This is a genomic window from Gemmatimonadaceae bacterium (assembly GCA_035533755.1).
Taxonomy (GTDB): Bacteria; Gemmatimonadota; Gemmatimonadetes; order Gemmatimonadales; family Gemmatimonadaceae; genus JAGWRI01.
In genome coordinates, this window is the sequence record DATLTC010000051.1 from 36672 (window position 1) to 49590 (window position 12919).

Annotated in this window: 11 protein-coding genes; 6 read left to right on the top strand and 5 right to left on the bottom strand. The window is 70.0% G+C overall.

What is annotated here, in order from left to right; all coding sequences use genetic code 11:
* Positions 1-65: 65 nt before the first annotated feature.
* Together VNE60_07180 and VNE60_07185 are read right to left on the bottom strand one after the other, a co-directional pair.
* On the bottom strand, positions 66-305 hold the full coding sequence (locus VNE60_07180; protein ID HVB31288.1) for a DUF2892 domain-containing protein: 240 nt from the start codon (positions 303-305) through the stop codon (positions 66-68).
* A 42-nt stretch (positions 306-347) separates the two neighbouring features.
* Complete coding sequence (locus tag VNE60_07185) at positions 348-1490, bottom strand: hypothetical protein (GenBank protein ID HVB31289.1); 1143 nt, start codon at positions 1488-1490, stop codon at positions 348-350.
* Between the two features lie 207 nt (positions 1491-1697).
* Here VNE60_07185 and VNE60_07190 point away from each other — a divergent pair, with 207 nt between their 5' ends.
* The 3 genes from VNE60_07190 (at position 1698) to VNE60_07200 (ending at position 6737) form a co-directional block, all read left to right on the top strand.
* Positions 1698-3794 (top strand): S9 family peptidase, encoded by a 2097-nt coding sequence (locus VNE60_07190; GenBank protein ID HVB31290.1) that lies wholly within the window; start codon positions 1698-1700, stop codon positions 3792-3794.
* Positions 3795-3951: 157 nt separating this feature from the next.
* Entirely contained in the window at positions 3952-5865 is a 1914-nt protein-coding gene (gene ftsH / locus VNE60_07195) for an ATP-dependent zinc metalloprotease FtsH (protein ID HVB31291.1), read from the top strand.
* The gene (locus VNE60_07200; GenBank protein ID HVB31292.1) at positions 5862-6737 is read left to right on the top strand and encodes a helix-hairpin-helix domain-containing protein; all 876 of its coding nucleotides are present in this window, start codon (positions 5862-5864) and stop codon (positions 6735-6737) included. Before ftsH ends, VNE60_07200 begins: the two co-directional genes overlap by 4 nt.
* A 21-nt stretch (positions 6738-6758) precedes the next feature.
* Here the strand turns inward: VNE60_07200 and VNE60_07205 are convergent, their stop codons facing one another.
* Complete coding sequence (locus tag VNE60_07205) at positions 6759-7313, bottom strand: TlpA disulfide reductase family protein (GenBank protein HVB31293.1); 555 nt, start codon at positions 7311-7313, stop codon at positions 6759-6761.
* Positions 7314-7486: 173 nt separating this feature from the next.
* Here VNE60_07205 and VNE60_07210 point away from each other — a divergent pair, with 173 nt between their 5' ends.
* The 3 genes from VNE60_07210 to msrA all read left to right on the top strand — a co-directional run bounded on the left by VNE60_07210 (position 7487) and on the right by msrA (position 10156).
* A complete protein-coding gene (locus tag VNE60_07210; GenBank protein HVB31294.1) occupies positions 7487-7894 on the top strand; it encodes a hypothetical protein in 408 nt (135 codons plus the stop codon).
* Positions 7895-7942: 48 nt separating this feature from the next.
* Complete coding sequence (locus VNE60_07215) at positions 7943-9379, top strand: peptidase dimerization domain-containing protein (GenBank protein HVB31295.1); 1437 nt, start codon at positions 7943-7945, stop codon at positions 9377-9379.
* 87 nt (positions 9380-9466) lie between these two features.
* Complete coding sequence (msrA, locus tag VNE60_07220; GenBank protein HVB31296.1) at positions 9467-10156, top strand: peptide-methionine (S)-S-oxide reductase MsrA; 690 nt, start codon at positions 9467-9469, stop codon at positions 10154-10156.
* Between the two features lie 85 nt (positions 10157-10241).
* Here the strand turns inward: msrA and VNE60_07225 are convergent, their stop codons facing one another.
* A complete protein-coding gene (locus VNE60_07225) occupies positions 10242-11621 on the bottom strand; it encodes an MFS transporter (protein HVB31297.1) in 1380 nt (459 codons plus the stop codon).
* A complete protein-coding gene (locus VNE60_07230; GenBank protein ID HVB31298.1) occupies positions 11618-12811 on the bottom strand; it encodes an NAD-dependent epimerase/dehydratase family protein in 1194 nt (397 codons plus the stop codon). Before VNE60_07230 ends, VNE60_07225 begins: the two co-directional genes overlap by 4 nt.
* Positions 12812-12919: the final 108 nt, after the last annotated feature.

The following is a 12919-nucleotide window of genomic DNA, read 5'->3' on the forward strand; positions in this document are numbered from 1 at the left end:
AAGACGACCAACGGCCGCACCCCCGGAATCGCCCGGGAGTGCGGCCGTCGTCTATCCCTGAGCGCTCAGCCGCGCGCCTTGTCCTGCGGCACCGCGCACGTGGACCACCCGAAGATGCTGTACAGCGGGCAGAACGACATGCCGGCCGTGGCCAGGGGCACCAGCCCGATCAATCCCCACATGGTCTTGGGACCCACGAACACCAGCGACAGCAGCCCCAATCCCAACAGCACGCGAACCACGCGATCAATCCCACCGACGTTGTGCGACATGTACACCGCCTCCGCCAGAGATGTGAATTCCACTTGGTGAACCTTCGGCCCACTGCCGTACAAGCACAAGCCAGGTCAGGATGGTTCCCCGTGCGGCGCGAGTTCCGCCTTCACCTTCGCGCCGCGGCTGGCGAACCGCAGCGTGGCGCCCACGCCGCCGGCCTCGCCGTCCAAGCGCAGGGCCGCATGCCCCTCCACCTCCTGGACGCGGGCCCCATGGGCGAGCGCTTCGAGGGCGATGGACTCGGCGTCGGCCGCGTGCTGCTCGAAGAATCCCTCCGAGATCAGGATCTCGCGGGCGGCGCCGGTGCGCAGGGCGTCGAGGGACTTCTCGGGGCCGAGCACGCCGCGCCGCCGGCTCACCGAGCGATCGATCAGCTCGGTCACCGCTTCCATCTGATGGGCGGCCAGCAATCGGGCCCGGCCGTCGACGGCGGCGCGGCTGATATCCACCTCGGAGGCATCGGTGCTGACGCCGGCCAGGTACAGCGTCCGCTTGGCCGCCGTCTTGCCGAGGTGCTTGAGGACGTCGCTCGTGACCGTGCGTATGCCCGCGATCACGATCCATCCGTCGGGCTTGACCAGCGCTTCGAGGCGGTTGACCAGATCATGCACCATCCGGGTGCGGCCCACGTCCAGGGCGCGCTGCGCCGCATCGGTGAGCGCGGTACCGCGAGTGCCCGAGTGGAAACCCTGTTGGGGCGTATCGCCCATGTGCGCGGCGCGGCTCAGGTGGGCATGGGAGCGCAGGCGGTCCACGCGCTCCAACTCGCCGGCGCTCCACCGGTACACGTCGGCCGAGCGTGCGTCCACCAACGCCACGATCACGTCGCCGTCTTCGCGATCCAGGCGCAGATACGGCGCCGCGGCGATGCCCGTTCGCCACTCCACCAGGGGCGGGGGCGGCGACTTGACCGGGCCCGCATGGAGCACGCGATCCGGCGCCACGAACGCCACCCATCCGGCGGCGCCCTCCATGTCATCGGCCAACTGTTTGACGCGATCGTCCAGCAGTTCGGCGGCCCGCTCGAAGGCGTTGCGTTCGGCGTGCGGAGCATCGGCGAGCGATTTGCGGGTGGCCACGATCGCGTTGGCCAGCGTTCGCCGCCACGACCGGCGGGACACGGCATCCAACTCGCCGGCATTGACGTACACGTTGAGCACCTGCGCATCGTGCGCCGTCTGCTCCAACTCGGCCAGTTGCGAATAGGTGAGCATCCCCGCTTCCTCCGGATCGAGATTCGGTCCGCGCCTGGACCGGCGCGGGCGTCTGGTTCCCAACTGCAGGGTATCTCGCCGGAGCGGGTGGGTCAGTCGGCGCTACGCTCACGCGCGGTCAGGGAATACCGCCCACGCGCCGCGCCTCTAGCGCGACGGCACCGCGCGTCGCAGGATTGTGGACCCCCGCCTACGACAGGAGCGTTCATGCACGTCCCTCCCGCCCCCCGCGCCGTTTCTCGCCGCCTCGTGCCGCATCGCCGCCACCTCGCGGCGCTGGCGTTTGCGCTCGCGGCCCTCGCCCCGGCGCTCGCCGCGCAGCAGGCGCCGGCCAACCGCATCCAACTCGATCAGTACCTCGACTGGCAGGACGTGCAGAGCCCGCGGCTCTCACCCGACGGCACGCAGATCATCTACGGGCGCCGCTGGGTGGACAAGATGAACGACCGGTGGCGCACGTCGCTCTGGATCATGAATGCCGACGGCACGCGGGATCGGTTTCTGGCCGACGGCTCCGACGCCCAGTGGTCGCCGGACGGCCAGCGCATCGCGTACGTGGCGGCCGGCGAGCCGTCGGGCCCGCAGATCTTCGTGCGCTGGGTGGACGTGGCCGGACCGGGCTCGCAGATCTCGCACCTCACCGCGGCCCCGTCCGATCTCACCTGGTCGCCGGACAGCAAGACGCTGGCGTTCAACATGAACGTGCCAGACAAGGAAGGCTGGCACATCGACATGCCGGCGCCACCCAAGGGCGCCAAGTGGATCGAACCGCCGAAGATCGTGACGCGGCTCAACTACCGGTCGGATCGCATCGGATTCACCGACGACTACTACCGTCAGATCTTCGTGATCGCGGCCGACGGCGGTGAGGCGCGCCAGGTGACCACCGGCGACTGGAACGCGTCGGCGCCGGCGTTCTCCGGCGACGGCGAGTGGATCGCCTTCTCGTCGCTGCGCACGCCCGACGCCGAGTATGCGTTCCGCCACTCCGACATCTACGAAGCCAACGTGCGCACGGGCGCGGTTCGCCAGCTCACGCACTCCTCGGGCGGCAACAGCGCGCCGGTGTTCTCGCCGGACGGGCGGTGGGTGGCGTATCTCCACGCCGACTCCGTGTACCATGCGGCGTGGTCGCCGGCCCGGGTGTGGATCATGAATGCCGACGGCTCGTCGCCGCGACTGCTCTCGGGTTCGCTCGACCGGCCGGTGTCGGACCTGCTCTGGGCCCGGGACGGCAGCGGCGTCTACGCCAACGTCGAGAGCGAGGGCTCGAAGAACCTGTATTTCGTGTCCACGGCGGCGCAGGTGCGCCCGGTGACCACGGGGGAGCAGGTGCTCACGGTGACCGACCTGAGCCGCACCGGGCTGGCGGTGGGCATCCGCACGACGCCGGTCAAGCCCAACGACGTGGTGACGTTCTCGATTCCCACGTCGGGCACGACGTCGACGTTCGCGCAGCGCACCGACGTGAACGCGTCGATCCTGGCGGGCAAGGAGTTGGCGCAGACGCACGAATTCTGGTACAGGTCGGTGGGCGGGTTGCGGATCCAGGGGTGGGTGGTGACGCCGCCGGGCTTCGACCCGAGCAGGAAGTACCCGCTGATCCTCGAAATCCACGGCGGCCCGCAGGCGATGTACAACGTGGCGTTCAACTTCGCGCGGCAGGACCACGCCGCCCACGGCTACGTGCAGCTGTTCACCAATCCGCGCGGCAGCACCGGCTACGGCGAGCAGTTCACCAACCTCATCGACAACGATTATCCCGACAAGGACTTCGACGACCTGATGGCGGGCGTGGACACCGTGGTCAACCGCGGCTACATCGACACGAAGAACGAATTCGTGTACGGGTGCTCGGGCGGCGGCGTCCTCACGGCGTGGACGGTGGGCCACACGCACCGATTCGCCGCCGCCGTGTCGCAGTGCCCGGTGATCGACTGGATCAGCTTCGTGGGCGAGACCGACGGCGCCGGCTGGTATCAGAACTTCGCCAAGCCGTTCTGGGAGGACCCGTCGGAATACCTGCGCCGCTCGCCGATCATGTACACCGGCAACATCACCACCCCCACGCTCCTCATGACCGGCGTGCTCGACCTGCGGACGCCGATCCCGCAGATCGAGGAATTCTACCGAGCGCTCAAGATGCAGCACGTGCCCACGGCGATGATCCGCATGAACAACGAATACCACGGCACGTCGAGCACGCCGTCCAACTTCCTGCGCACGCAGTTGTATCTGCGCAGCTGGTTCGATCGGTACGCCACACCGTCCAGCGAGCACGCCGCCGCCGGCGCCATGCGGTAGCGCCGCGGGAGGACGTCTGCCGGTTACGCGCCGCCGCTCCGGGTTCGGGGGCGGCGGCGCTGCCGTGTCGGCCGTTGCCTGACACCGCGTACCCCGGCCCCTGATTCCCCGCTCCGCGCGATCGGGCCACGTTGCGCATGGGGCACGAGGAGCGGCCATGAGTGCAGCGCAGCACGAGAGCGGCGCGGGGGACCACCAGCAGCCGGGCGGAAAGCGCGCCGGCCCGAAGGCGTGGCTGGTGTGGGTGACGATCATCGCGCTGCTCCTGCTGCCGCAGATCTTCGGACCCGCGTTCGGGCTCAAGCAGATCCCGTACAGCGTGTTCTCGCAGAAGCTGGATTCGGGACTCGTCCAGAGCGTGCAGGTGGGCGACACGTACATCACCGGCACCCTCAAGCCGCCGGGCGTGGATGGGGAAACGCAGTTCGTCACCACGCGCGTGGAACCGGCCATCGCCGACCGTCTGGCGTCCAAGGGCGTGCCGTTCTCGGGCGCGCCGCGCAGCACGATGATCGAAGGGCTGCTGCTGTGGGTGCTCCCGGCGCTCCTGTTCGTGGGCGTATGGTGGTTCTTCGCGCGGCGCGCGCTGGGGCAGCAGGCAACGGGCGTGTTCGGCGTGGGGAAGAGCCGGGCCCGCGTCTATGCGGAGAAGGACACCAAGGTCACGTTCGACGACGTGGCGGGCGTGGACGAGGCCAAGGCGGAACTGCTCGAGGTGGTGGCATTCCTGCGCGATCCCACCGGCTTCAGCCGATTGGGCGCGCACCTGCCCAAGGGCGTGCTGCTCGTGGGGCCGCCGGGCACCGGCAAGACGCTGCTCGCGCGCGCCGTGGCGGGCGAGGCGGGCGTGCCCTTCTTCTCGATCAACGGGTCGGAGTTCGTGGAGCTGTTCGTGGGCGTGGGCGCCGCCCGCGTGCGCGATCTGTTCGCGCAGGCCCGCCAGACAGCGCCGTGCATCATCTTCATCGACGAGGTGGACGCGCTGGGCCGGGCCCGCGGCGCCACGGTGATCAGCGGCGCCAACGACGAGAAGGAGCAGACGCTCAACCAGCTCCTGGCCGAGATGGACGGGTTCGATCCCAAGAGCGGCGTGGTGCTGCTGGCGGCCACCAACCGTCCCGAGACCCTCGATCCAGCGCTCCTCCGCGCCGGACGCTTCGACCGCCAGGTGCTGGTGGACCGGCCGGACCGCGTGGGGCGCGTGCAGATCCTCCGCGTGCACGTGCGCAAGGTGCCCATGGCGCCCGACCTCGACCTGGACCACGTGGCGGCGCTGACGCCGGGATTCACCGGCGCCGACCTGGCCAATCTCGTGAACGAAGCGGCGCTCGCCGCCACGCGCCGCGGCGCCGACCTCGTGTCCTTCGACGATTTCTCCACGGCCGTGGAGCGCATCGTCGCCGGTCTGGCCAAACGCAGCCGCGTCCTGAGCCCCCGCGAGCGCGAGATCACGGCGTACCACGAGATGGGCCACGCGCTGGTGGCGCTCGCCACGCCAGGCGCAGACCCGGTGCAGAAGGTCTCGATCATTCCGCACGGACTCGGCGCCCTGGGATTCACCCTCCAGCGCCCGTCGGAAGAGCGTTACATCGCCACGCAGGACGAGTTGGAAGGCAAGCTCACGGTGATGCTCGGCGGGCGTGCCGCCGAACTCACCGTGTTCGGCGAGTTGTCCACCGGCGCCGCCGACGATCTGGTGCGCGCCACCGACCTGGCGCGGGAGATGGTCACCCGGTTCGGCATGGACGAGACCGTGGGGCACGTGGTGTACGGCCAGTCGTCCAGTCCGTTCCTGCCGCAGCCGTCGTACGCGCCCATCGAGCCGCCGCCGTACAGCAATCAGACCGCGCGCGAGATCGAGTTGGGCGTGCGCCGCCTGATGCAGGACGGGCTCGGCCGCGCGCTGGCCGTGCTGGCCGCCAACCGCAAGCCATTGGACGAGGGCGCGCACCTGCTGCTGGAGCACGAGACGCTCACGCGCGATCAACTGCCGGCGCTCGTCACCCCGCCCGCCGCGCCCGTGCCGGCGCCGGCATCGCGCGACGCCCGTGAACCGGCGGGCGCCGCATGACCACGTTCGCCCCTGCCGCGCCGGTGGCCGCGCTGTCCAACGCCGGGATCGCGGACCGCTTCGAGGAGGTGGCGTCGCTGCTCGAAGCACAGAACGCCAGCCAGTACCGGGTGCAGGCGTGGCGCGGCGGCGCGGCGACCATTCGCCACACCCCGCAACCGGTGGCCGAGATCCTGGAGGCCGAGGGACTGGACGGGCTGGAGCAGCTTCCCGGCATAGGCCCGGCGTTGGCGCGGGCGGCGCGCGAGTTGGCGGAGACGGGCACGCTCACCACGCTCCAGCGGCTACGCGGAGAGAGCGATCCGCTGGCGCTGCTCGCGTCGGTGCCCGGCGTGGGCCCCAACCTCGCGCAGCGCCTGCACGACGAACTGGACCTCGATACGCTCGAAGGGCTCGAGATCGCGGCGCACGATGGGCGCCTGGCGCAGGTGAAGGGCTTCGGCCCCAAGCGCGTGGCCGGCATCCGCGACGCGTTGGGCACGCGACTGCGGTCGCGCCGGCGCGCGGCCGAGCCCGAGCAGTCGGTGCCCACGGTGGACGAACTGCTCGACGTGGATCGCGAATACCGGGAATCGGCGCGGGCCGGCACGTTACCGCGCATCGCGCCTCGGCGGTACAATCCCACCGGGGAGCGGTGGCTGCCCGTGCTGCACACCACCCGCGGCGACCGGCACTACACGGCGCTGTTCTCCAACACCGCGCTGGCGCACCAGCTCGCGCGCACGCACGACTGGCTGGTGCTGTACTACGACGGCCGGGACGGCGAGCACCAGTGCACGATCGTCACCGCCCCCAAGGGGCCGCTCAGGGGCCGCCGCGTGGTGCGGGGCCGCGAGCGCGAGTGCATGGCGCACTATCACGTGTCGGCATAGCGGCCGCCACGCGGACCCCGGTCAGCGCGCCGGGGAGAAGAGCAGCGAGTCCACCAGAGCGCGGCTCTCCGGCGTGGACCAATCCCGGCCGTACTGCGTGCCCACGATCCTGCCCTGCGCCGAGATGAGGAACGTCTCCGGCACGCCGCGCACCTGATACTGCGCCATGATCCTGGACCGGGCGCCGTGCAGCACGTCGAACGTGAGCCCGTACTGGCGGACGAAGGCGCGGATCGCGTCGTCGGTGCCGGGGTCGTCCACGCTCACGGCCACGATGCGCAACCCGCGCGGTCCGTCGTCGCGGTAGAGCCGCTCGAAGCTCGGCATCTCCTCGCGGCAGGGCTGGCACCACGTGGCCCACAGGTTGAGAAGCAGCGGATGGCCGGCGAAGTCGCGCAGGGCGAGCGTGCGCGGACTGCCGCTCAGCGTCGCCGCCCGGAATTCCGGGGCGGCGGATCCCACCGTCACCGGCAGCGGCGGCGCCGCGAGCATGGGGCGCAGCAGCAGATACAGGCCGGCAGCCACCGCCGCCGCCCCCAGCACCACGAGCCACCCGAGTCCGCGCCGCCCGCTCACGCGCGCAATTCTCCCATGCCCGCAATTAAGCGCGCCGGCGGCGCGATCGGGAGTCGGGGCGACGCGTGTGACGCCCCTCGCGCCGGCGCGGGTTCGTGGTATTGTAGAGACCATGCCGAGCCACGGACCCATCCGTCCCCGCTCGGCGCCCACGCCGCGCCGGGAACCCCCCCATGATCCTTCGCGACCCCATCGCTCGCGCACTGTGCGCGTTCGCCCTCGCTGCGGCGGCGATCGCCGCCTGCTCCAACAGCACCAGCCCCGGGAGCTTTCTGTCGCTCACCGGTTCATATGCCCTGCGCGCGGTGAACGAGTCGCCGCTCCCTTACCCGAACGGCCCCTCGATCATCGTCCGCGGCACGTTGACCATCCAGTCCTCCGCCAACTACTCGTTCACCGAGGTGGACAGCGCGGCCGGCGGCACCACGCAGCTCACGTCGAGCGGCACGTGGAGCATGCAGAACAACGCGATGTCGCTCCGCGACGCCAACGGCGCGCTGTATCTGGCCGCCGTGTCGGGAAGCACCGACACGATCCGCGTGCAGATCTCCACCCACGTGAGCATGTACGTGCGGCAGTAAGGCGTCGTGTCCCCGCCTGTCCCTCTCTCCCCTCCGCCCCCACTCCAGATGTCCCACGCTCGCGCTGTCCTCGCCGCCGCACTGCTGGCGCTCCCCGCCCTGCTCCCCGCCCAGGAAACCCCCACCGAGCGCGATGCCGCGCGCGACGTGGTGCGCACGCTCGACTCGCTGGAGCACTCGCTGGCCATTCCCGCGTTGACGGCCAGGCTCACCGGCCCCGACGCCGCGCGCGACCAGGTGGTGGCGCGCGCCGCGGAGTTGATGAACACGGAACTGCTGGCGATGGGCGACGACATCACCAGCCATCCCGAGATCGGCTTCACCGAGACGCGGTCGGTGAAGATCCTCACCGACTGGCTCACGAGGCACGATTTCGACGTCACGATGGGGGTGGCGGGCCTGCCCACGGCGTTCGTGGCCCGCTACAAGCACAACGCGGGCGCCCCCAATCTGGGCGTGATCGTCGAGTACGATGCCCTGCGCGGCACCAAGGGCGCCTTCCACGGCGACCAGCACAGCACCCAGGGCCCGATCGGACTCGCCGCCGCGGTGGCGATCGCCGAATACCTCACGCGCACGCACACGCCCGGCAGCGTGACCGTGTTCGGGACCCCGGGCGAGGAGATGATGCCGCCGGTGGCGAAGACGGTGATGTACGACGCGGGGGTGTTCACGGGCATGGATGTCATCGTGCGCAGCCATTCGAGCAGCACCACCAGCCGGCCGGCCGCCGGATTCGGCACCTGCTGCATGAACATCAACGGCACCAGGTACACGTTCAGCGGCGCGCCGGCGCACCAGCTCACGGCATGGAACGGCCGCAATGCGCTCACGGCGGTGATCCACTTCTTCGACAACGTGGACGGCATCCGGAGCAACCTGCGCCCGGAGGCCCGCATCCAGGGAGTGATCACCGAAGGCGGCGCGGCGCCCAACGTGGTGCCCGACCGCGCGGCGGCGGACTTCTACATCCGCTACCCCGACGAGGTCTATCTGGCACAGGAGACCGAGATGGTGGACAACGCGGCGCGTGCCGCGGCGCTCGCCACCGGCACCAAGGTCAAGATCGATCACTACGGCAAGCTCCGCGACGGCATCGGCGTGGGCACGCTCGACGAGCTGGCGTTCGCATACATGAAGAAGTACGGCGCCACCAACGTGCAGCCGGAGCCCGGCAAGCCGCAGGGCTTCGAGGAGACGGGCAGCGTCTCGATGGACATTCCCGGCGCGCAGTTCACCTCGCAGACATCGTTGGCGCCCAACCACACCTACGAGATGCTGGCCGACGCCACGGCGCCGATCGGCCACCACGGCTTCACGGTGGACGCGCAGGCGATGAGCGCGCTGCTCTACGACTTTGCCACGCACGCCGAGTACCGGGCCGCGGTGAAGCAGGAGTTCGAGACGATCCGGGGGCTGCACGCCCGGTACCTGCAGGAACTCGAGCAGGTGTACACGGTGCCCAAGGTGCCCGACCCGCGGTGACCGCGGCCACGGGAACCTTCCCGCGTCCGGTGTATTGATAGAACACGGACGCGGGGCCATCTCGCCCCGCCGCATCGGTGAGGCTCCATGACTCGCGTCGTGTCCCGCGGACTTCTCCTCATCGGAGTGGCCATTCCCATGTTCAGCGCCCTGTCGTGCAGCGCGGCCAGCGCCGCCGTCACCATTCCCGATCCGGCGGTGGACGCGCCGCTGGCCCACGCCGAGGGCCAGGAGACCGCCGTGTTCGCGGGCGGTTGCTTCTGGGGCATCCAGGCGGTGTTCGAGCACGTGAACGGCGTGCTCCGCGCCACGTCGGGCTACTCGGGCGGGCACGTGGTGAACCCCGACTACGATCAGGTGAGCAGCGGGACCACCGGCCACGCCGAATCGGTGGAGGTGGTGTTCGATCCGTCGCGGATCACCTACGGTACGCTGCTCAAGGTGTTCTTTGCCGTGGCCCACGACCCCACCGAGCTCGACCGCCAGGGACCGGACGAGGGCACGCAGTACCGGTCGGCGCTCTTCACCACGAGCGCCGAGCAGGACCGGATTGCCCGCGCGTACATCGCGCAACTCGACGCGGCGCACGTGTACGCGCGGCCAATCGTGACGCAGGTGACGCCCTTCTCGGCGTTCTACCCTGCCGAAGCGTACCACCAGGACTTCGCGCGCAAGCATCCGGACAACGCGTACATCGCGATCAACGACGCCCCCAAGGTGGCCAACCTGAAGAAGGAGCTGCCGGCGCTGTACACCAGCGATCCGGCGCGTCCGTAGCGCCGCGCTACTGCGCGGCCGCCGGGGCGGGCGTGAGGAGCGCGAGCGCCGACAGGGCCACGGCGCGGAGCGACATTCGCAGGGGTCAACTCACCTCAGGTTGGGGAAACACCGGCACCGTCGGCGGGACATCGCCTGCCAACTCGGCCTGCTTGCGGCCCAGCCACAAGCCGAGCATCAGCCACACGGCGGCCATCGGCACCGCCGCGAAGGCGATGCCCGTGAGACCCAGGCCCAGCGCCGCCAGCCCGGCATACGTCCACGCCGCGATCTGATCGCCGCCGCGATACACGAACGTCTCGATGAAGCTCTTGGCCTTGTACTTGTCCTCGCGCGGCACCACGGTGAACAGCACTTCCATGGCCGGATTGGTGAGCGCGAAGTTGCTCGCCCGCCGCAGCACGATGAACAGCGCCAGCGCGGTGAACACGGGCATCACGCCCAGCGCGCCGAAGCCGAGCATCGTCAGCACCGGCAGGAACGCGAGCGTGGCCGTAAGCCCGATCCACCGGATCACGCGACCGGTGAAGAACATCTGGATGAGCACGGTGAGCGTCTGCCCCACGAGCTCGATCTGCGCCAGCACCGCCGTGCGGGCCGCGCTCCCGTGGTAGAACCGGCCCACGATGTCGGACTGCTCGAAGTACAGGAACGTGGACCCCACGGTGTAGAGAATCAGGAAGACCGCGATGCCGGCCAGATAGGGCGACTTCATCACGCTGGTGAAGCCGGCCCACACGCTGCCGCCGATCGGCGCGCGGTCGATCTGCTCGGTGCCCACCGCCGTCGCCCCGCCGTCGCGCCGCACGGGAAAGAGGATCACCATCAGCACGGCCAGCTCGAGCAGCGCCGCCGAGACGAGCAGCAGGTTCACCACGCCGATCTGCCGCGCCAGCAGCGCCGTCACCCCCGAGCCGGCGATGGCCCCGAGCGTGCCGCCCACGCCGATGAATCCGAACAGCCGCTTGCCTTGCCCGCTCCGGTAGATGTCGGCCATGAAGCACCAGAACACCGACACCACGAACAGATTGAACACGCTGGTCCAGATGAAGAACGCGCGTCCCGTCCACACGTTGGCTAGCGATCCGTCGGCCGGCGCCAGGCGCATGAGCGCGTAGAACGCCAGCAGGTTGGCAATGAAGAAGTGATACGTGATGGGGATGAACCGGCGCACCGGGAACCGCACCACCAGCGCCGAGAACATCGGCTGGCACACGAGCATCGCGGTGAGCGTGCCGGCAAACAGCCACGGGAGCTGCGACACCCCCGACGCCGCGGCCACCGCGTCGCGGATGGGCCGGAGAATGAAGTACCCGCTGAGGACGAAGAAGAAGTACGCGAACGCCATGAGCATCGGGCGCACCTCGTCCGGGCGCACATCCACCATGTGGGCGAGCCACGCATGGACGCGCCCGCCGATCGGCGCGTCGCCGGCGCCGCCCGCCGCTCCGCGCATCGCGCTCACCGGCCCGCCGCCTGCTTGGCCTTCCAGGCGGCGAGCACCTGGGCTTCACGCGCCGCCGGGATGCCCGCGATCTTCCCGTCGGCCAGCGCCTGCTGCTGCGCCGCGGGGCGCGTGCGGTTCCAGTCGAGCGTGTCCTTGGCCGTCACCGCGAGCGGACGGAAGGTGAGGCCGGCGGCGATGGCCCGGGCGTTGTTGCGCGCCATGAACCCGGCGTCGCGTCCGGGCCACGGCACCCACACCGGCATGTCGCGCCACGCCGAGATCTTCTGCTCGCGCAGGAAGTCGGCCGGCACCCACGTGAACTGCGCGCCCGCCGTGGTCACCGCCTTCATGCCGTACAGCATCTCGGCCATCGTCAGCGGCGCGATCGGCCCCATGCCGTTGTAGATGCCGAGCGTGCGATTCTCAGCCATGCGCACGGTCCATTCGGCGAGGTCGCGGGCGTCGATGAATTGCACCGGCTCCTCGGGCACGCCCGGCGCCAGCACCTCGCCGCCGCGATCGATGCGCGCCGGCCAGTAGGTGAAGCGGTCCGACGGATCGAGCGGTCCCACGATCAGGCCCGGACGGATGATCGTGAACATCCCGGCGTAGTCCTTCTGCACCAGGCCCTCGCAATACGTCTTCAGCGCGCCGTAGTAGTTGCGCGCCTGCGACGCCGGCACGGCGAACGGATCGATGCCGGCCGGTAGCGGCGTGAGGCCGTCGGATTCGTCGGCGCCCGGATGGCTGTTGTCGGGATACACCGAGAGGGTGGAGATGAAGATGTAGTGCTTGGTGTGGCCCATCATGTACCGGGCCACGTTCCGCACCCAGATCGGCGATGTCGTGGGATTGTCGATCACGACATCGAACTCCTTGCCCTCGAGCGCGCGCGTGTCGTCGTTCAGATCGCCGATCAATTCCGTGACGCGGCCCTTGAAGAAGTCGGGGCGCGTCTTGTTGCGGTTGAACAGCGTCACCTGGTGCCCGCGGGCCAGCGCGTAGTTCACCTGCTCGGGACCGGTGAACCCCGTGCCGCCGATGATCAGGATGTTCAGCGGGGTGGCCGCGCGGCCCACGGGCGGCACGGTCGCGCGCGGGGTGGGCGTCGGCGTGGCGGCGAACCCGAGATCGGGGAGGGCGCCCATTCCGATCGCGCCGCCTGCGGCCGCGGTCAGTTTGAGAAAGGTGCGGCGGGATGGGGACATGGCGCGGACCTCGAAGCGGGGAATTCGGCGGGGGGAAGGGCCGCGCAAAGATGTGGCGCAACCCCCGCCGCCGACAGGGGCCGGCGTGCATGACCGCGGCGGCGCGCG

Bases quoted from the DNA above. Each gene is read 5' to 3' on its own strand.
- VNE60_07185 (HVB31289.1), bottom strand. From the start codon at position 1,490: ATGCTCACCTATTCGCAACTGGCCGAGTTGGAGCAGACGGCGCACGAT.
- VNE60_07190 (HVB31290.1), top strand. From the start codon at position 1,698: ATGCACGTCCCTCCCGCCCCCCGCGCCGTTTCTCGCCGCCTCGTGCCG.
- ftsH (HVB31291.1), top strand. From the start codon at position 3,952: ATGAGTGCAGCGCAGCACGAGAGCGGCGCGGGGGACCACCAGCAGCCG.
- VNE60_07200 (HVB31292.1), top strand. From the start codon at position 5,862: ATGACCACGTTCGCCCCTGCCGCGCCGGTGGCCGCGCTGTCCAACGCC.
- VNE60_07210 (HVB31294.1), top strand. From the start codon at position 7,487: ATGATCCTTCGCGACCCCATCGCTCGCGCACTGTGCGCGTTCGCCCTC.
- VNE60_07215 (HVB31295.1), top strand. From the start codon at position 7,943: ATGTCCCACGCTCGCGCTGTCCTCGCCGCCGCACTGCTGGCGCTCCCC.
- msrA (HVB31296.1), top strand. From the start codon at position 9,467: ATGACTCGCGTCGTGTCCCGCGGACTTCTCCTCATCGGAGTGGCCATT.
- VNE60_07230 (HVB31298.1), bottom strand. From the start codon at position 12,811: ATGTCCCCATCCCGCCGCACCTTTCTCAAACTGACCGCGGCCGCAGGC.